This is a genomic window from Sphingobium sufflavum (assembly GCF_021403115.1).
Lineage (GTDB): Bacteria > Pseudomonadota > Alphaproteobacteria > Sphingomonadales > Sphingomonadaceae > Sphingobium > Sphingobium sufflavum.
Genome location: NZ_JAJSSH010000006.1, coordinates 117127 through 136301 on the forward strand (window position 1 = coordinate 117127; position 19175 = coordinate 136301).

General features: G+C 63.5%; 18 protein-coding genes and 2 pseudogenes. 3 read left to right on the top strand and 17 right to left on the bottom strand.

What is annotated here, in order from left to right; genetic code table 11:
• Positions 1 to 6: 6 nt before the first annotated feature.
• The 4 genes and pseudogenes from LWE61_RS10810 to LWE61_RS10825 form a co-directional block, all read right to left on the bottom strand.
• Positions 7 to 2355 carry a sensor histidine kinase gene (locus LWE61_RS10810; RefSeq protein ID WP_234150072.1) on the bottom strand — a complete coding sequence of 783 codons (2349 nt, stop codon included), beginning with the start codon at positions 2353 to 2355 and terminating at the stop codon, positions 7 to 9.
• Positions 2356 to 2533: 178 nt separating this feature from the next.
• A pseudogene (locus tag LWE61_RS10815) lies at positions 2534 to 2956 on the bottom strand (TlpA disulfide reductase family protein); the annotation flags it as partial.
• Between the two features lie 193 nt (positions 2957 to 3149).
• Positions 3150 to 4601 (bottom strand): adenosylhomocysteinase, encoded by a 1452-nt coding sequence (gene ahcY / locus LWE61_RS10820; RefSeq protein ID WP_267961681.1) that lies wholly within the window; start codon positions 4599 to 4601, stop codon positions 3150 to 3152.
• Positions 4602 to 4858: 257 nt separating this feature from the next.
• Complete coding sequence (locus tag LWE61_RS10825; RefSeq protein WP_234150074.1) at positions 4859 to 5440, bottom strand: YqgE/AlgH family protein; 582 nt, start codon at positions 5438 to 5440, stop codon at positions 4859 to 4861.
• 160 nt (positions 5441 to 5600) lie between these two features.
• Between LWE61_RS10825 and LWE61_RS10830 the strand changes: the two genes are divergently transcribed.
• The gene (locus tag LWE61_RS10830; RefSeq protein ID WP_234150075.1) at positions 5601 to 6083 is read left to right on the top strand and encodes a peroxiredoxin; all 483 of its coding nucleotides are present in this window, start codon (positions 5601 to 5603) and stop codon (positions 6081 to 6083) included.
• A 104-nt stretch (positions 6084 to 6187) separates the two neighbouring features.
• Here the strand turns inward: LWE61_RS10830 and LWE61_RS10835 are convergent, their stop codons facing one another.
• From LWE61_RS10835 to LWE61_RS10865, 7 genes and pseudogenes are all read right to left on the bottom strand, one after another.
• Positions 6188 to 8020 (bottom strand): M2 family metallopeptidase, encoded by a 1833-nt coding sequence (locus LWE61_RS10835; RefSeq protein WP_234150076.1) that lies wholly within the window; start codon positions 8018 to 8020, stop codon positions 6188 to 6190.
• 382 nt (positions 8021 to 8402) lie between these two features.
• Positions 8403 to 9188 carry an alpha/beta fold hydrolase gene (locus LWE61_RS10840; protein WP_234150174.1) on the bottom strand — a complete coding sequence of 262 codons (786 nt, stop codon included), beginning with the start codon at positions 9186 to 9188 and terminating at the stop codon, positions 8403 to 8405.
• A 15-nt stretch (positions 9189 to 9203) separates the two neighbouring features.
• Positions 9204 to 9818: pseudogene (locus LWE61_RS10845) on the bottom strand (DUF2238 domain-containing protein); the annotation flags it as partial.
• A complete protein-coding gene (locus tag LWE61_RS10850) occupies positions 9818 to 10843 on the bottom strand; it encodes an aspartate-semialdehyde dehydrogenase (protein ID WP_234150077.1) in 1026 nt (341 codons plus the stop codon). The gene LWE61_RS10850 and the pseudogene LWE61_RS10845, both read right to left, overlap by 1 nt.
• 135 nt (positions 10844 to 10978) lie before the next feature.
• Complete coding sequence (gene rplS / locus LWE61_RS10855; RefSeq protein WP_234150078.1) at positions 10979 to 11353, bottom strand: 50S ribosomal protein L19; 375 nt, start codon at positions 11351 to 11353, stop codon at positions 10979 to 10981.
• Complete coding sequence (gene trmD / locus LWE61_RS10860; protein WP_234150079.1) at positions 11350 to 12096, bottom strand: tRNA (guanosine(37)-N1)-methyltransferase TrmD; 747 nt, start codon at positions 12094 to 12096, stop codon at positions 11350 to 11352. Before trmD ends, rplS begins: the two co-directional genes overlap by 4 nt.
• Positions 12093 to 12422: a hypothetical protein gene (locus tag LWE61_RS10865; RefSeq protein ID WP_234150080.1), complete on the bottom strand. Its 330-nt coding sequence runs from the start codon at positions 12420 to 12422 to the stop codon at positions 12093 to 12095. The genes trmD and LWE61_RS10865 overlap by 4 nt, the downstream gene beginning before the upstream one ends.
• Before the next feature lie 241 nt (positions 12423 to 12663).
• On the opposite strand from LWE61_RS10865, the gene LWE61_RS10870 reads away from it, so the two are divergent.
• A complete protein-coding gene (locus tag LWE61_RS10870; protein ID WP_234150081.1) occupies positions 12664 to 13344 on the top strand; it encodes a peptidylprolyl isomerase in 681 nt (226 codons plus the stop codon).
• A gap of 151 nt (positions 13345 to 13495) precedes the next feature.
• Here the strand turns inward: LWE61_RS10870 and rimM are convergent, their stop codons facing one another.
• The 5 genes from rimM to LWE61_RS10895 all read right to left on the bottom strand — a co-directional run bounded on the left by rimM (position 13496) and on the right by LWE61_RS10895 (position 17926).
• Positions 13496 to 13975, bottom strand: a complete 480-nt coding sequence (gene rimM, locus LWE61_RS10875) for a ribosome maturation factor RimM (protein ID WP_234150082.1) — start codon at positions 13973 to 13975, stop codon at positions 13496 to 13498.
• Between the two features lie 2 nt (positions 13976 to 13977).
• Positions 13978 to 14433: a 30S ribosomal protein S16 gene (rpsP, locus tag LWE61_RS10880; protein ID WP_234150083.1), complete on the bottom strand. Its 456-nt coding sequence runs from the start codon at positions 14431 to 14433 to the stop codon at positions 13978 to 13980.
• A gap of 44 nt (positions 14434 to 14477) precedes the next feature.
• Positions 14478 to 15989: a signal recognition particle protein gene (gene ffh / locus LWE61_RS10885; protein WP_234150084.1), complete on the bottom strand. Its 1512-nt coding sequence runs from the start codon at positions 15987 to 15989 to the stop codon at positions 14478 to 14480.
• Positions 15990 to 16344: 355 nt separating this feature from the next.
• Positions 16345 to 17571, bottom strand: coding sequence for a cytochrome P450 (locus LWE61_RS10890; RefSeq protein WP_234150085.1), 1227 nt, complete (start codon positions 17569 to 17571; stop codon positions 16345 to 16347).
• A 31-nt stretch (positions 17572 to 17602) separates the two neighbouring features.
• Positions 17603 to 17926 (bottom strand): 2Fe-2S iron-sulfur cluster-binding protein, encoded by a 324-nt coding sequence (locus LWE61_RS10895; protein WP_234150086.1) that lies wholly within the window; start codon positions 17924 to 17926, stop codon positions 17603 to 17605.
• 115 nt (positions 17927 to 18041) lie between these two features.
• On the opposite strand from LWE61_RS10895, the gene LWE61_RS10900 reads away from it, so the two are divergent.
• Positions 18042 to 18752: a TetR/AcrR family transcriptional regulator gene (locus tag LWE61_RS10900; RefSeq protein WP_234150087.1), complete on the top strand. Its 711-nt coding sequence runs from the start codon at positions 18042 to 18044 to the stop codon at positions 18750 to 18752.
• A gap of 31 nt (positions 18753 to 18783) precedes the next feature.
• Here the strand turns inward: LWE61_RS10900 and LWE61_RS10905 are convergent, their stop codons facing one another.
• Entirely contained in the window at positions 18784 to 19128 is a 345-nt protein-coding gene (locus LWE61_RS10905; RefSeq protein ID WP_234150088.1) for a DUF1153 domain-containing protein, read from the bottom strand.
• Positions 19129 to 19175 lie beyond the last annotated feature (47 nt).

Below are 19175 nucleotides of genomic sequence, written 5' to 3' on the forward strand. Positions count from 1 at the left end.
CGCCCTTCACGAACGGGGCATGTCCAGCGTGACGATGGTGCCCTGCCCCGGTTCGGACAGCAGCGACACCGTGCCGCCATGCGACTCGACCAGCCGCTTGACCAGCAACAGGCCCACACCGTCCGTCTCCACCTGCCGGTCCTGGCTGAACCGGGCGAAGACGTCGAACAGGCGGCCTTGCGTCTTCTCGTCCATGCCCGGCCCGTCGTCCGACACGATGATCCGCACGCCCTGCTCGTCACCATCGGCATGGAGCAGGATGCGCCCGCCGGTGCCCGTATAGCGCACCGCATTGTCGAGCAGATGGTCGATGGCCTGGCAGATGCGGCGGCTGTCCGCCTCCATCACGCCCGCGCCGGGCCGGATGTCATAGACCAGGGTGATGCTGGCGCTGCGCGCCGCCTCCTCATGATGCCCGCCCGCCTCGCGCGCGATCTCCTCGACATTCATCGATTTGCGCTCGATGGGCAGCGCGCCCGCCGCGCCCTGCGTCAGGTCCAGCACATTGTCGATCAGATGGGTCAGCCGCTCCGTGCTGGCCATGATCGCCTCGATATATTCGCGCGACATGTCGCTCAGCGTCCCCGCATAGCCCGCGATCATCATCTCGGAGAAACCGGCGATGCTGGTCAGCGGGGTGCGCAGTTCATAGCTCATGTTGGAGACAAAGGCGGTCTTGACCCGGTCGGCCTCCTCCAGCGCCTCGTTCCGGTCGCGCAGGGCGCGCTCGATGCGGCGGCTGTCGGTGATGTCCAGCATCGCGAACAGCGCATTGCCGTCGGGCAGCGGGATGGCGGCAAACTCGAAATAGCGCCCGTCGGCAAAGGCGATGCGCCCCACCCGCTGGCGCCGCTCGTTCGTCGCCGCACGGATGAGCTGGCGGACAAGGCTCGCCTGCTGCGGCTTGGCCAACCGGTCGGCCACCGTCGCCATCAGCTCGTCAATGCGCGGATGTTCGGCGAGGGTCTTTTCCTCCACCCCCCACAGGCTGCGGAAGCGGCTGTTCCACAGGTGCAGGCGGCCGTCCGCCGCGAACACGCCGATCGCCTCGAACAGATTGTCGAACGTCGCGGTGCGGACGCGCAGCAACGTGTCGCGCGCGCTGGACAGCTGCACCTGCTCCGTCCGGTCCTCGAACACCAGCAACAGGCCGCCGTCCGGCAGCGGCTGCGCCACGACGCGAATATGGATGCCGTCGCGCAGCAGCCAGTTATCCTCCTGCGGCGTCTGGCTCTGGAACCATTGGCGCCGTTCGGAACGCCATGCCGGGAAGTCGCGCATTTCGGGCAAATTGCCACTGTCGCGCATCGCGTCCAGCACCCGGTCGAAATCGCTGTCATGCGCCACCTGGTCGGGCGTCAGGGCAAAGATGCTGGTGAAGGGCTGGTTGCAGAATTTCAACCGCTGGTCGGACCCGAACTGCGCCATGCCCGCCGACATGCGGTCGAACATGTCGCGCTGCGCCTGCGCCAGGTGCCGCAGCTCCAGCCGCGCATCCTCCAACTCATGCATGTCGAGCGCATAGGTGGCCACGCCCTGCGCGCCCAGCGGCACGTCGACCACGCGCATCATCCGTCGGCTGGTGCCGATGGTGACGGGCAGCATCCGCTCCACCGCCTTGCCATGGATCGCCGCCGCCGCCGCCGCATCCGCCGCCGACTGGCCATCGAACGGTTCGACCAGTTCGATATTCTGGCCGATCACCTGCTCCGCCCCGTCCGCGTTGACCGCGCGGACATAATGGGTGTTGACCAGTTGCAGGCGGCGGTCGAGGCCCCGGAACCAGATCGGCATCGGCGCCGCCTCGATCACGCCGGACAAGGCCTCCAGCGCGTCGCGATAGCGACCCACTTCCCCGCGCAGCGAGTCGATCTGCGACTGGCTCTCCGTCGCGTCGAATATCCACAACACCGTCGCGCCCGGCGCGCTGTTGCCCGGCGCAAACGGCACCGCGCGGACCAGCAGCGACCGGTCCGACCCCAGCGCCTTGACCGGCAGCGCGAACGACCGGCTGCCTTTCTGCGACGCGGCCAGTTCCTCGCCCAGCAGCGCGGCATGTTCCGGCTCCAGCCCGCCGTCCGCCGCCGTCAGTTCGGAGATGAAGGCGGGCACGCTGTCCCGGCCCAGCCAGGCCGCCAGCCGGTCCGGCGCCTCGATCCGGCCATCGGCGCGGACGATCACGGCGATGGCGGGGGCGGACTGCAACAGGTCGGCCATCGCCTCCACCTGTTTGTCGGTGGAGCGGGCCTGCATCCGCATGACCAGCCCGGACCGCACGGCCCACACCGACACGATAAGCCACAGGGCAAGCAGCGCACCGGCGAGGGCCAGCGCGATGGGCGTCAGGACGATCATCACGCCGTCCTAGGGGGCGCTTGGCGATGAAACAAGCGGCAGTAACGCCTGACGCGGCTCTATCCGCAAAATCGGGCCGACCTGCGGGGCATTCCGCCGCCGATTCCCGCAGCAACGGAACCAGCAGGCCGTTCAGCGCGTCGAGGTCGAACACCGCCGCCTTCGCGTATCGGACCACACCCCTCCGGTCGACGACATAGTTGGTCGGCACCGCGCCCAGCGCCTTGTACGGCCCGCTGATCCGCCGCGCCGACGGCATGGCGAACGGCGCCAATATGGGCTTGAGCTTGTACAGCGGCACCGATCCCTCGCCCTGATTCTCCGCCGCGAACACCCGCAGGCCGCCCCGTTTTCGCGCGCGATAACCGGCGTCGAGCCGCTGCATCTCCTGTCGGCAGGGCGCGCACCATGTCGCCCAGACATTCAGGACCACCACCTGCCCCTTCAGGTCGGCCAGGGACACCGTGCTCCCGTCGGTCAGCGTCAGGGTGAAATCGGGCGCAATCGCCCCGACCGGTGGAGTGCGCGCCTGTGCGATCGGGATGGTGAGGAGGCCGACCGCGGCCCATGTGCCCCAGATAAGCCCTCGCATCCCGTCCATTTCGCCTCTGGAGCATGTTCGAAGCAGAGGGCATCATCGGCCAGCTCGGAAAATGCTCTGACACCGCCTCTTCCTTGCCCCGGATCGCCGCCAAAGGCCATTCCCTCCCCGCCGGGCAAAGAAAAAGGCGCCCGATTCCGAAGAAACGGGCGCCCTTGTTCTCAACAGCCTGCGCCATCAGGCGCGGCGGCGATCAATAGCGATAATGATCCGGCTTGAACGGGCCTTCGGTGGAAACACCGATATAGGCGGCCTGCTTCTCGCTCAGCTTCGACAGCTTCACGCCCAGCTTTTCGAGGTGCAGCGCGGCAACCTTCTCGTCCAGATGCTTGGGGAGAACATAGACCTTGTTCTCATACTTCTCCGGGTTGGTGAACAGTTCGATCTGCGCCAGCGTCTGGTTGGTGAAGCTGGCGGACATCACGAAGCTGGGGTGGCCCGTCGCGCAGCCCAGGTTCACCAGACGGCCCTTGGCCAGCACGATGATCTGCTTGCCATCGGGGAAGGTTACCAGGTCGGTGCCCGGCTTCACTTCGTCCCAGCCATAGTTGGACAGGGCGGCGATCTGGATCTCGCTGTCGAAATGGCCGATGTTGCAGACGATCGACATGGGCTTCATCGCCTTCATATGATCGGCGGTGATGACGTCGGCGTTGCCGGTCGCGGTCACGAAGATGTCGGCGCGCTTGACCGCCTCGTCCATCGTCACGACCTCAAAACCCTCCATCGCGGCCTGCAGCGCGCAGATCGGATCGATCTCCGTCACCAGGACGCGCGCGCCGCCGTTGCGGAGCGACTGGGCGCTGCCCTTGCCCACGTCACCGAAACCGGCGACCGCGGCGACCTTGCCGGCCAGCATCACGTCGGTGGCGCGGCGGATGGCGTCGACCAGCGACTCCTTGCAGCCATAGAGGTTGTCGAACTTCGACTTGGTGACGCTGTCGTTCACGTTGATCGCGGGGAAAGGCAGCTCGCCCTTCTTGGCGATCTCGTACAGGCGGTGGACGCCGGTCGTCGTCTCTTCGGAAACGCCCTTCAAATTCTTGACCGTCTCGGTCAGATAGCCGGGGTACTTGGCAACGAACGCCTTGAGAGCGCGCTGGAACTCGACTTCCTCGTCATTCTCCGGCTCGCCCAGCGTCGCGCCCGCTTCCAGCTTGGCACCCCACAGCGCGAACATGGTGGCGTCGCCGCCATCGTCCAGGATGATGTTGGCGGTGGTGGCGCCCCCATTCTCCTTGGCGTTGTCGGCACCCCAGTTGAAGATGTCGCCGACATAATCCCAATAGTCGGCCAGGCTCTCGCCCTTCACCGCGAACACGGGCACGCCCGACGCGGCGATGGCTGCGGCGGCATGGTCCTGCGTGGAGAAGATGTTGCACGTCGCCCAGCGCACGTCCGCACCCAGGGCCGTCAGCGTCTCGATCAGCACGGCAGTCTGGATCGTCATGTGCAGCGACCCGGTGATGCGCGCGCCCTTCAGCGGCTGGCTCGCGCCGAATTCGGCGCGCAGCGCCATCAGGCCGGGCATTTCGGTTTCCGCGATCGCGATTTCCTTGCGACCGAAATCGGCGAGGGAAATGTCGGCAATCACATAGTCGGTCTTCGCGACGGCAGGTGCGGTGGCCACGGGGATGCACTCCATAGGTACGCGCCATCAGGCGCGGGACAAGCGGCACGGGAGGCCGCGAATGACCCCGCCTTTAGCAATCCCGCCTTTCGGAAGCAAATATAAAGATTTCTTTATATCATTGCTGCGATAGCGGATGCGGAGCCTTATGCGCCCGGCCGAGCGCCTGCCCTCATACCGGGCCGCTCGACCGAGCCGAGCTAGGCCGCACGCCCGCCCCCCCCCAAGCCCAACCCCGTATAGAGCCGCGCGCGGGGTCGCACACCCTCTGGTCAGGCATGGCCGCTCTGCGCGATGATATGGTGCGGGTCGACGCCGTTGAACGCAAAACCCCGCGCCCAGCGATCCTCCGGCTCCGTCGCGAACAATATATCCTCGTCCATCGCGCCAACGAACCATCCGGGCCGCGCCAGTTCGCCGTCCAGCTGCCCCGCGCCCCAGCCCGCATAGCCCAGCGCCGCGACATAGCGGCTGGGGCCGCGACCCCGTGCAATATCCTTCAATATCTCCAGCGATCCCGAAATGCCCCAGCGGTCGCCGATCGGCATCATATGCTCGTTGCGCCAGTCCAGGCTGTGCAGGATGAAGCCGCGCTGCGGCTCCACCGGCCCGCCGCGCATCACCGGCGCATCGGGGATGCCGCTGGCGTCGATGTCGAAACTGGCCATCAGCCCGCGCAGCCCCAGCCCCTCCACCACGGAGCCGAGGTCGATGCCCATCGCCCCTTCCCCGTCATGGACGCACAGGGCGATGGCGCTGTGGTGGAAGCTGCGATCCGGCATGTCCGGCATCGCCAGCAGCAACTGCCCGGCGTAGGAGCGGAATCCGTTTTCTGCCTCTGCGGATATGACCATGGCGCCAGCCTAGCCCCTTGCCCCCCGCTCCGCAATGCGGCCCGCGCTCCCTTCGCCCCTTGACAGCCGCGGCCCGACCTACGACCTCCTGCCCGCCCGCAGGGGCGCCGGTCGCCGGGGTGGCGGCAAGACGGATTCTTACCGGAACAGGAGTATCGACATGGCGATCAGCATTGGTGACAGGCTGCCCTCCACCACCTTCATGATCCTGGGCGAAAACGGCCCGGAGGCGATCGAGAGCGACGGCTATTTCGCCGGACGCCGCATCGCCCTCTTCTCCGTACCCGGCGCCTTCACGCCGACCTGCTCCGCCAAGCACCTGCCCGGCTTCATCGACAAGGCGGCGGAGATAAAGGCGAAGGGCGTGGACGAGATCGCCTGCACCGCGGTCAACGACCCGTTCGTCATGGGCGCATGGGGCCGCTCCGCCGACGCCATCGGCACGGTCACGATGCTGGCCGACGGCAATGGCGATTTCGTCAGGGCGATCGGGCTGGAGATGGACGGCAGCAAGTTCAACCTGGGCACGCGCGGCCAGCGTTTTTCCATGCTGGTCAGGGACGGCGTGGTGGAGCAACTGAACGTGGAGGCCCCCGGCGACTTCAAACTGTCATCCGCCGATCATATGCTGGCGACGCTCTGATAGGGCACCCTGCACGACTGAAATGGGGGATCGGCGAAGGCTGGTCCCCCTTTTTTGTGGGCGACATGCTGGAGGTGAGCCGGAACGCCCGCCGTCCAGCCCCTTCACCAGCCGCAAACCTTCCCCTTATTCTCCGTGTCCAGCCATGCCTTCAACGGCGCGAAATAGCGGATCAGCGCCTTCCCCGACATCGCCCGGCTGCCGGTGAACTGCTCCAGCGCATCCGGCCAGGGCTTCGACGCACCCAGCATCAGCATCGCGTTCAGCTTCGCGCCCACCGCCTTGTTGCCATAAAAGGAACAGCGGTGCAGCGGCCCCTTCCACCCGGACAATTTGCACGCCGCCTCATAGAATTGGAACTGCAACACCCGCGCCAGGAAGTACCGCATATAGGGCACATTGCCGGGGATATGATATTTCGCGCCGGGGTCGAACGCCTCTGCGCCCCGTTCCACCGGCGGCACGATCCCCTGATAGTCGCGGCGCATCTTCGTCCACGCCGTCGTATAATCGGCGGGTTTGATCGACCCGTCGAACACGCCCCAGCGCCAGCGGTCGATCAGCAGGCCGAACGGCAGGAACGCCACCTTGTCCATCGCCTGTCGCAGCAACAGGCCCATGTCCTTGTCCGCGCTCGGCACCCGCCCCTTGTCCAGCAGGCCGATGTCGACCAGATATTGCGGCGTGATCGACAGGGCGACGAAGTCCCCGATCGCCTCGTGGAAACCGTCATTGGCCCCGTTCAGGTGCAGCGGCGACTGGCCCTGATAGGCGCGCTGGTAATAATTATGGCCCAGCTCATGATGGATGGTGACGAAATCGTCGCCATTGACCTTGGTGCACATCTTGATGCGCACATCGTCCTTATTGTCCACGTCCCAGGCGGAGGCGTGGCAGATCACCTCCCGGTCGGCGGGCTTCACGAACATCGACCGTTCCCAGAATGTCTGCGGCAACGGCGCGAGGCCGAGCGAACTGTAAAAGCCCTCCCCCGCCTTCACCATCTTCACCGGGTCATACCCCTTCGCCGTCAGCAGCGCGGTCAGGTCATACCCCACGTCGCCCGCCCCCCTGGGCGCGACCACGTCATAGATATTGCCCCATTCCTGCGCCCACATATTGCCCAGCAGGTCGGCCCGGATCGGACCCTTCGCGGGCTGCACCGCCTCGCCATATTTCTGGTTCAGCTTGCCACGGGTATAGCAATGCAGGCTGTCGTAGAGCGGCTTGACCTCCTGCCAGATTGTCTCGGTCAGGGCCGCGAACTGGTCCGACGGCATGTCATAGGCCGACCGCCACATCGCGCCGACATCGGCAAAGCCCAGTTCCTTCGCCCCCTCATTGGCGATGGCGACCTCGCGTACATAGTCCGCCTTCATCGGCGCGCCGACCCGGTCGTGCCAGCTTGCCCACATCTCCTGATATTCGGCCGGAGTATGGGGCTTGCCCATCTCCTCCTCTATATCGCTGCCGTTGATCGCCTTGCCGCCCAACGTCCCCCGGCCCTTGCCATAGGCGGACTGGAGCCGGGTCGCGATGGCGTTCAGTTCCGTCGCCGCGCCCGCCGTGGTGGGCGCGGGCAGCGTGATGCCGGTGCGCAATATGGTCAGCTTGCGGCTGACCTCCGGGGACAGGCCCGGCACCGCCTGATATTTCGCCGCCTCCAGCGCCAGCCGGACGGACAATTGCGTGCCCTTCGCGCCCGATTGTGCGGCCAGCGCGTCGGTATCCTCGGTGATATAGGTCGCGTTGACCCACTGCGCCCGGCTCGCCTCGACGCTATAGTCGAACAATTCCGTCTCGGCATCGGCCACGAACCGCGCAACGTCCGCCGCGGTCGCCGCTTTGCCTGTCGCCGGTGCGCTGGCTGCTGCGCCTGTTTGGACCGCTGCCTGTGCCCCGGTTCCTGTACCGGTCTGCGGGCTCGTCCGGGCCATGCCTGCCTCCGGTGCGAACGCTATCGTCCAGGCCGCTCCGATCATCAGCGACAAATGCCTTTTCTTCACACGCGGTTCCCATGGCCGTTGGACAGGACGCCAAGGGTGACGCCCGCCCGCCGCGGCGTCAAGCGGCGAGCCGTCCGGCAAGAGAGGCAGATGGAGACCTTCCGCTTGGCCGGGCCTTCAGAAGGCAATGGCGTTAGAGCGCCCCACCTCGTCCTTGCAAGCGCAGCGAAGCAGGGACGATATAAGGAAAAGTCATCATGCTCCAGACGGGAGCCGTCAGGCATCAGGCGACCATCAAACGCCAAGGATCAAGCGCCAAATGTAACGCTCAGGCTCAGGCTCTGGCTCTGGCTCTGGCATCACCTGCCCACCGTCAGCCCATGATCGCCGCCTCCTGAGCGGACCCCAGATACGCCAGTATCGCCCGGCCGAAATCGGGCTTGGTGACGCAACTCATATGATTGCCCGGTATCTCCCCCACGCTGCCCTGCGGCAGGGCGGCGGCCAGCGTGTCGGGCGCGCCATTGTCCCGGTCCTCCGTGCCGGTCAGGACCAGCGTCGGCATGGCGATCGCCGCCAGCCGCGCGGGGTCGAGGTCGCCGAAACTCTCCACCACATGCCGCGCCGCTGCGCGGTTGATGCCGGTCGTCCGCATGAACTGCGCCGCCATATAGCCGGGGTCGCCGCGCTTCAGCGTATCGGCATTATCTATTACGCCTGTGAAATAATCGCGCCGCCGGCCCCAGTCGACCAGCCCGTCCAGCCCCATGCCGGACAGGATCAGGCGGCGCGGGGCCGCCCCGTCGAGGACCAGCTTGACCGACGTCCGCGCTCCCAGCGAAAAACCGCACAGATCATAGTCGCTCAGGCCCAGCGTGGCGATGATCCCGGCATTGTCGCGCACCAATATGTCGGCGGGATAGGATGCGGCGTCCTCCGGCGCGGCGCTGTCGCCATGCCCGCGCAGGTCGGGCATGATGCACCGATAGCCGGCGTCCGCCAGCCGCTGTGCGGTGCCATATTTGATCCAGTTCACCTGCGCGCTGGACATCAGCCCATGGATCAGGACCAGCGGCCGCCCGTCCTGCGCCCCGATCTCATGCACCGCGATCCGCGCCCCATCGGCGGCGGCGACATTATAGTCTCTTTGGTTGGTCATGTTGAAAAATCCTGCCCACACTACCGCCGCCGCGCTCCCCGCCTGCGCCAGCGCCATGTCCTTCTGCGCGTCCCACAGGTCACCCTGCTGGCCATTATAATAATCCGCCGTATCGCCCGCTGCGAGGATGGTCAGCAGCCATTCGAAACATTCGTACAGCGCACTGCACAGCCCGACGACCGCAAAGGCGATGAACAGGCCGAGCCCACCGCCGACACCATGCCGCCGCACCAGCCCCTGCCGAATCGGCAAGGTCCACAGCAAGCCGAACGCGAAATGGATCAACCGGTCATAATGGTTGCGCGACCAGCCCAGCGCCTCCGACACCGTGCCCCCGGTCAACGCCCGCGCCCATTCGTCATAGGGCACATAGCTGTAGATATAGCGCCCGCCCAATGTGTGCAGCAGCCAGAAGATCCAGAGCGCCGCGACATTCGCAGTCGACAGCGGCCAGCGCCGAAGCAGCAAGGGCGCAGCCAGCACCAGCAGGACCGTGGGAATATGCTGGAGCGGCGCCAGATCCGGATAGGGCTGCGCGATATTCGCGCACCCGACCGCCAGCAGCAACACTGCCAGCATCATCCGCTGGCCCGGGGGCAGCGCGTTAACGCTGCCCGCATAGTACATCATCAGCCCTTCTTGAGGTGACGGCGACCCAGCAACTCCGCGATCTGCACCGCGTTCAGCGCCGCGCCCTTGCGCAGGTTGTCGGAGACGCACCACAGCACCAGGCCATTGTCGACGGTCGGGTCTTCGCGGACACGGCTAACATAGGTCGCACTGTCGCCCACGCACTCGATGGGCGTGACGTATCCGCCGTCCTCACGCTTATCGACCAGCATTATGCCCGGCGCCTCGCGCAATATATCCTGCGCTTCCTTGGCCGAAATCTCATTCTCGAACTCGATGTTGATCGCTTCCGAATGGCCCACGAACACCGGCACCCGCACGCAGGTCGCCGTGACCTTGATCTTGGGATCGAGGATCTTCTTGGTCTCCACGACCATCTTCCACTCTTCCTTGGTGTAGCCATCGTCCAGGAAGACGTCGATGTGAGGGATCACGTTGAAGGCGATCTGCTTGGTGAACTTCTTCGCCTCGGCGCTGTCACCCACGAAGATGTTACGCGACTGCTCAAACAGTTCGTCCATGCCGACCTTGCCCGCGCCGGACACCGATTGATAGGTGGACACGACGACGCGCGTGATCTTGGCCGCGTCATGCAAAGGCTTCAGCACCACCACCATCTGCGCCGTGGAGCAATTGGGGTTCGCGATGATATTGCGCTTCTTGTATCCGTCGATGGCCTCCGGGTTCACTTCTGGCACGATCAGCGGAATGTCCGGGTCCATGCGATAGAGCGACGAGTTGTCGATCACCACACAGCCTGCAGCGGCCGCCTTGGGGGCATAGACCTTCGTCGGCTCGGAACCGACCGCGAACAGGGCGATGTCCCATCCGGTGAAGTCAAAATGCTCCAGCGCCTTGACCTTCAGCATCCTGCCTGTTTCGCCAAACTCGACCTCGGTGCCATTCGAACGACCGCTGGCCACCGCCGCAATCTCGTCGATGGGGAATTCACGCTCGGCAAGGATGTTGAGCATTTCCCGGCCCACATTGCCGGTGGCTCCTACGACGACGACCCGATAACCCATGATGCTAAACTCCGTGCGCTCGATCGTCGGGATGATGACGAAAGACGATCTGACCCAAAGACGACGGGATGAACCCCAAAGAAAAAAGGGCGCCGGTCAAACCGACGCCCTTCCCTGTTCCTCGAAACCCTTAGCTTATGCCTCGGTGTTCGGGCGCGGGTCGCGACGTTCCGCGATGCGCGCGCGCTTGCCAGTACGGCCACGCAGATAATAGAGCTTCGCACGACGCACGACGCCGCGGCGAACCACGGTGATGCTGTCGAGGTTCGGCGAGTACAGCGGGAATACGCGCTCCACGCCTTCGCCAAAGCTGATTTTGCGAACGGTGAAGTTGGAACCCATGCCCTTGTTCGAACGCGCGATGCACACGCCTTCATAGTTCTGGACACGGCTACGCTCGCCTTCGACGACCTTCACGCCGACGCGCAGTGTGTCGCCGGGGCGGAAGTCGGGCAGTTCCTTAGCGAGAGCGGCAATGTTTTCCGCCTCGATCTGTTGCAGCAGGTTCATGACCTGTTACCTTTCGTTTCGCGTCGCGCGCCAGAGGGCGACTGGTCCCGAACGCCGATATGACGTTCCCAAAGGTCCGGCCGCCGTAACCGTGTATCATCCTCCGCCCTTTGTTTCCGCCAGGCGGCGATCTTCGCATGATCCCCCGATCGCAACACTTCGGGGATCACACGACCCTCCCATTCCACCGGGCGGGTATAATGCGGATATTCGAGGAGGCCGCTTTCGAAGCTTTCCTCGACTCCGCTGGAAGCCGCGCCCATTACACCGGGAAGCAGCCGAACGCAAGCATCCAGCAGGGTCAGCGCGGCCATCTCTCCACCCGACAGAATGATGTCCCCCATGGAGATTTCCTCGACGGGCCGACCCTCGAAAATGCGCTCGTCGAACCCCTCGAACCGGCCACATAGCAGCGTAACCCCGGGGCCACCTGCAATCTCCCGCACCCGCGCCTGAGTGACGGGCGTACCGCGCGGCGTCATCGCGATGACCGGCAGGCCGGGCCGACGCTCCAGCGCATGATCGACGGCAGCGGCGACGATGTCCGCGCGCAGCACCATCCCCGCGCCCCCACCCGCCGGCGTATCGTCCACAGTACGATGTTTATCAGTCGCGAAGTCCCGGATCTGGATGGGGTCGCAGGACCAGCGGCCTTCACCCAGCGCCCGCCCCGCCAGACTATGGCTCAACGGTCCCGGAAACATGTCCGGGTACAGTGTCAGGATTTGCGCGGCAAAGCTCATGCGTCGTCCTGCCCTGCCCGGCGCTTGCGTACCACCAGCACCGCCGTCCCCAGCCCGATGCCATAGCCGATCACCGCCCAGAACAGGCCAATCACCGCGAAATCCATTGCCATGCCGCACATATTCGCACCGCACCTCTCCGGCGGAGCCAGATAGGCACGCCCGAACACGAACAGGCATAGCACGGTGAAGACCACCGGCACCGGCAACGCCGCCAGCAGCGCAGTCTTGCGCGTAGGCCACAGACGTTTGCCGCCACCCAGCAACGATGCGCCAACGGCAGCCATGATACCGCACAGCGCCAGAAAACCCAGTATCTCGTTCATGCCTGCTTCCGTCCCGATATAACCAACGTCCTACCCCGCCCCTTCCCTGTGCTCTGTCGACGGGCGATGCAAGGGGACGAGTGGCAAACACCCGCACCGCCCATACCGGCACCCTCACCTTCACCCCTGTTTTTTCTACAGCATTCTTAACGGGCCGTTTGGCGGACAAAGGCTCGGAAAATGCACAGTCCAACGACAAGACTGTTTCCGCTCCATCGAGAAACACTCTAGGCGGAGCGACATGAAGTCGCTCCTTCCCGCTTTGTTCACTCTTCTCGCCACGACCAGCGCTCCCGCGCAGCCTTCCACCAGAACCGCTGTCGAGCCTCCCGTCGTGCGGGTCCACCTCGAAACTAGCGCTGGCTCCGTCACCCTCGCGCTCGACTACCGGCGAGCGCCGCAAACCGTGGCCGCCTTCCTGCGTTATGTCGATGACGGGCGCCTCGACGGCACCGAATTCTATCGCGCTTCCCGCAGCAAGCTCAACACCGATCAAGGCTTCATCCAGGGTGGCATTGGCACGAACCCCCGGCGCAAACTGCCCGCTACCCCCTTCGAGGGCACGGACCGTACGGGTCTCACCCATGTCCATGGGGCCGTGTCGATGGCGCGCGGCGACAGCGTGGACATCGCAACCTGCAATTTCACCCTGCTGGTCGGACCTCTACCCTGGCTTGATGCGCGACCCGGCAGTCCGGGCTATGCGGTGTTCGGGAAAGTCGCGGATGGCATGCCCGTCGTGAAGCGCATCCTCGCCCAGCCCACTGGTGGCGGGGTCGGCGCGATGCGCGGGCAGATGTTGTACCAGCCGGTCAAGATCATCCGCGCTGTCCGGTTAAACGGCACCGCGAAGCCGACAGGGCGGCCCAAGGCATGGCTGATCGCACTGCCGCAGAGAAAAGTGCTACCATTACAGCGGTAAAGGCTCAGAGATGACATCAGCCAAAATCTGTCTGTTCCTTCGGGCGAACATTACTTTCCTTGAGACGGTGTCAGGAAGACGGCAACGGACCCACGACAGGGTCAGGACGAACGGATTTATATGTCCGTAATCATAGGCGAAAATCGCCTGATTATTCCACGAAATCCGTATCAATCATCGCCCGATCCTCGCCGATCTCCGCAGCATGGATGGGCACCATGAAACGCTTGCCGTCAGGCTTCAGGATTTCCAATATATCACCTGCGCCGAAATTCTCGACGGCCACGACGACACCCAGTTGCGACCCATCGGCAGATATGCAGGGCAAGTCCATTAAATCACAGTGATAAAACTCGCCATCCTCCAAGGGAGGAAGCGAAGAGCGTGGCACGGTGAGCGGAACTCCGCGCAGAGCTTCCGCCCCGTTGCGGTCGACGATCTCCACGAAACGCGCTACTGCGCCGTTCGGACCCGGACGGATCGTCTTCAGGGTCAACGATCGACCTTTGGCGTCAAAACTCTTGAAACGACGAAAGCTGTCCGGCCCTTCGCCGAACAGCTTCAATCGAACCTCGCCCGTCACGCCATGAGCGCCAATGATAGCCGCAAGCGTGACGGTACGGTCGGTCAAGATCAGCCCTCAGCCTGCTCTTCGGTCGCTTCGGCGGCGGGCGCTTCTTCAGCGGCCACTTCCTCGACGGGAGCAGGAGCCTTGGCGGCTTCTTCAGCTGCCTTGCGGGCTTCCTCGGCCTCCTCGATCTTCTTGGCGCGGTCTTCCGCACGATCCTTGGCCTTCTGACCCGGCTCAGCCTTGTTCGGGTTGCTGCGCGCGGGGCGCTCCTTCACGCCTGCAACGTCCAAGAAGCGGGCGACACGGTCGGTCGGCTGCGCGCCCACCGAAACCCAGTGCTTTGCACGCTCGACATCGATCACGACGCGCTTCTCGTCACCCTTAGCGAGCAGCGGGTTGTAGCTGCCGATACGCTCAATGAAGCGGCCGTCGCGGGGCGAGCGGCTGTCGGTCACGACGATCTTGTAATAGGGACGCTTCTTGGAGCCGCCACGCGACAGACGAATGCTGGTTGCCATGTTCAATTCACCTTTCTTAAATATAGAAAATCAAAGAGTTGCTATTATTTCTTGAGGAAATTCTGAAAACCGGGGGGCAGTTTCGGCGCATCGCCTCCCGGCATGCCGGGCAATCCGCCGCCACCCGCACCACCCAGTAGACCGCCAAGGTCGGCGCCACCGGTTAGGCCGCCCGCTCCGCCTGCGCCAAGCAGGCCACCTAGCCCGCCACCACCGCCGCCTGCGAACATTTTGGCCAACCCCTTCAGGCCACCCATTTTTTTGATCTTTTTCATTGCTATCGACATTTCCTGATGCATCTTCAGGAGCTTGTTGACCTCTTGAACTGTCCGTCCCGCACCCTTGGCGACACGGATTTTACGCTTGGCGTTCAGCAGTTCAGGCCGCGCGCGTTCCTTGAGCGTCATCGAACCGATCAGCGCGTCGAGATGGACCAGAGTCTTGTCGTCAACACCGCTCTGCGCCATCGCAGCCTGCGCCTTCTTCATGCCGGGTATCATGCCTGCCAGCATACCAAGGCCACCCATGCGCTGCATCTGCTGAAGCTGCGAGCGCAAGTCGTTCATGTCGAACTTACCCTCCGCCATGCGCTTGGCCAATTTGTCGGCATCCTCCGCCTGGATGCTTTCCGCCGCCCGCTCGACCAGCGAGACAACGTCGCCCATGCCAAGGATACGGCCCGCGACACGGCCGGGGTGGAAGGGTTCGATGGCGTCCAGCTTTTCGCCGGTGCCCGCAAACTTGATCGGACGGCCCGTGACCGCGCGCATCGACAGCGCCGCACCACCGCGCGCATCGCCGTCCATACGGGTCAGCACCACGCCGGTCAGGGGCACCTGCTCGGTAAAGCTGCGCGCCACATTGACTGCGTCCTGACCCGTCAGCGAGTCAACGACGAGCAAAATCTCAGCTGGACTGGAGACTTCTGCGACAGACTTCATCTCGTCCATCAAGGCCTGATCGACGTGCAGTCGACCGGCGGTATCCAGCATCAGCACGTCAAAGCCCTGCAACTTCGCTGCCTGCATCGCCCGCTGGGCGATCTCCACCGGCTGCTGGCCCGCCACGATGGGCAGGGTCGCCACGTCGATCTGCGTGCCCAGCACAGCAAGCTGTTCCTGCGCCGCTGGGCGATTGACGTCGAGCGACGCCATCAGCACCTTCTTGCGCTCTTTTTCCTTCAGCCGCTTGGCCAGCTTGGCCGTGGTGGTCGTCTTACCCGACCCCTGTAAACCGACCATCATCACGATCGCGGGCGGCACCACGTCAAGGATCAGTTCGGCCGTCTCCGCCCCCAGCATGCGCGTCAGGCCGTCATTGACGATCTTGACGACCTGCTGCCCCGGCGTGACCGAACGCAGGACGTTATGGCCCACCGCTTCTTCGGTGATACCATCGATGAAATCGCGCACGACCGGCAGGGCGACATCGGCTTCGAGCAGCGCGATTCGCACCTCGCGCATCGCTGCGCGGACGTCTGCCTCCGTCAGGGCGCCACGACCGCGTAGACGGTCGAACACACCGCCCAGACGATCGCTCAGAGACTCGAACATCATCACCTCATCTGGGGCACAAAACCCCTGAAAACCAATACCTTCGGCGGCACATAGCATGCACGCCACCCGGCACAACGCAAAAGCGCCGGTGGGCGAAACCTCGCCGACCAGCGGTGATCCATGGACCATAGGGGCACCATTGGATTTTGCAGTTCCCAACACGGACAAGCCGCAAAAGGAAGCTACCCTCTAAGGAAATCCAGCGAAAAAGGCAAGACCAGCAGATTCGCATAAAGGCTCATGGTACGCGGAACAAAATGAAACACAGACTCTCCAAGAGACACCGCTAGCACCTTGCACGAAAAAGGGGAGAGCAATCGCCCTCCCCTCCGCATCCGCTACAAACCACCGGACCTTACCAGCTCAGCGGCACACTCTTCGGACCAACGACGCCGCCCGGATAATATTCAATCTTCGTTCCCGGCGTCAGCGTGAAGTCGGGAATGCGCTTCAGCCATTCCTGAAGGCAGATTTTGATCTCCAACCGGGCCAGATGCGCACCCATGCAGCTATGCACGCCACCCGCGAACGCCAGAATCGGCTTGCGCGGACGGTTGAAGTTCACTTCCCGCGCATTGGGGAAGATTTCCTCGTCATAGTTACAGGCCGGCAGCACACTCGTGACCTTGTCGCCCTTCTTCATCTGCACGCCGCGGATCTCGCAATCCTGGGTCAACGTGCGGCCGGAGAAGGTCACTGTGAAGACGCGCAACAATTCCTCGACGACATTGTTGATATTGTCGGGATTGTCGATGATCTCCTGCCGCCGGTCGGGATTTTCCGCCAGCCAGACCCACATGTTGTTCAGCGTCGCAAACACCGTGTCGAGGCCCGCGATAAACACGAAGAAGACGAAGCCGAACGTCTCCCGATCGCTCATCGGTTCGCCGCCCGGCTTACCATTAACGATCGCGCTGACTAGAAACTCGTCAGGATTTGCCCGCTTTTCAGCGATCACCTTGTTCAGATAGACCGTCACCTCGCCCATCACCTGAATGGCAATCTGCTTGTCCTGCGCATGCAGCAGGCCCATCGCCCAGCGGACGAACTCGTCCATCATGTTGCGGGGCAGGCCCATCAGGTCCAGGAACACGCCGACCGGCAACTGCCGACCGAAATCCTTGGCGAACTCGCACTCCCCCTTGTCGACGATATTGTCGAGTAGGTCGTTGGCTAGTACCCGAATGCGGCCTTCCATCGCCATAATCGCCTTGGGCGTCACCAGCGGATCGACCAGCGCGCGATATTTGCGATGGTCTGGCGGATCGACTTCGAGCGGCAGGATGCGCCAATAGTCGTTGGGATCGCGTGGGAACGGGCCGGTGCCGAACGTCGTAAAATATTCCGGGCGGCGCAACGCAAAATAAGCGTCTTCATATTTCAACAACTGCCAAGCGCCGGGGCGATGTTCACTGCCCGGGTCATAATATATGGGCGGCGCCTTATCGTGCAGTTCCGCCATATATTTGTGGGGTGCGAGCAGAAACTCTGCACCATCGGTGACCTGTGCGTCATAGACTAGCTCTGGCGGGACATGGTCGGGGATGGGCTTGCGTTCCGTGGCGGTCTGTGGGCCTGCCATATCGTCTCTCCTGTTGGATTCCGCTCAGGGTTTAATATTGCGATTCCGGCAGCCGCACGACCAGTCCGTCCAGCGCGTCGCTGACAAACAACTGGCAGCTCAGGCGGCTGTTCGCCTTGATCTCGGCGGACGCGGCTTCCAGCATCTCGGTCTCTTCCTGCGATGGCGTGCCGGTCCGGTCGATCCACGACTCATCGACATAACAATGACAGGTCGCACAGGCGAGGCCGCCGCCACATTCGCCGACGATGCCCTCTACACCATTGTTCAATGCGCCCTGCATGACGGAGTCGCCATCGGCCACGTCCACCTTATGCTCCGCGCCATCATGCTCGATATAGGTCACCACGGCCATCTCAGTCTCCCGGACTCTCTCATCCATTTTTGTTGAGAACATCGTTCTCTAATATGCATATAGCATCTGCGGCGTTACGGAGGAAGACCTTAGTTCCCATCTGGTTGACAATCTCTTGAACGCACCGGCTCGCCCCCCTGTTGCCTCCCTCTCCGATACGGGCACGCGCAAGCGTGGCCGACCGGCCACCATGCTCGATGCGGCGGCAGACTTGGCTGGGGATCGCAGCCTGCGTATGATCGACGCGGCTTATGACCTGCTGGAGGAAGCGGGGCTGGAAGGGTTGACCATCCGCGCGGTACTGACCCGTACGGGCCTGTCCCGCCGCGCCTTTTATGAGCGGTTCGTGGGGAAGGACGATCTGGTCCTCGCCGTATTCGAACATACGATCCGCATGGCTGCTGCCCATTATGCGGCGCAACTGACCAGCGTGGCCGACCCGTTCGAGCGACTACAGCTGGTCGTCCACTCCATCGCTCTCGCACGTGGGTCGGTCCATGGAAGCGAAGCCCCGGATGGCAGCCATCCGCGCGGCGCGGCGCTCAGCCGTGAACATATCCGTCTCGCCGAATCGCGACCGCAGGAACTACAGGCCGCGCTTCAACCACTCCTATCCCTCCTTACCCAATTGCTGGAGGATGGGATGGCCAGTGGCCAGATTCGCCGTTCCCGCCCCGATCGGCTGGCGACACTGATCTACAATCTTGTCGCGACGACGGTCCATGCCCAATTGCTGGCTGAAGAGACGGATGGCCCAGACAAGGCGATGCGGGAGGATCTGGCTGCGGACATATGGGAATTTTGCCGCCGGGCCGTTGCGGCCTGATCCGAAGTCGATCCGGCAGATGCGGAAAGGTTCAGGCTTCGCCTAGAGGCTGGGTCCATTGCGTGGCGCGGGTGATCCGCTTCCGATAGTGGACGGCGTGAGTTGCACGCAGGCCCTTGACCCCGAAATGCTGGGCGCACCGCAGCCAGCCGGAAAACTCCTCAATGGTCAAATTGTATCTAGCGAGTGCATCGGATTGGGTGAGCAAATTGCCCTCCACCGCCGCTACGACCTGCGCCTTGCGAAACGCGTTCCATCGTTCGCCCGGTGCGGGCAAATCCTCCAGAATGAGACGCTCCCCCTTGGGTCCGACAGCCCAAGGCAAGATTCGACGATCAGCGTCAGCGACGCCGGCAACTGCGACCTTTTTTTGCATGACCAGAGGATTAGCAGAACAAGGTTAATAAGCTTTCTTTGCAATAA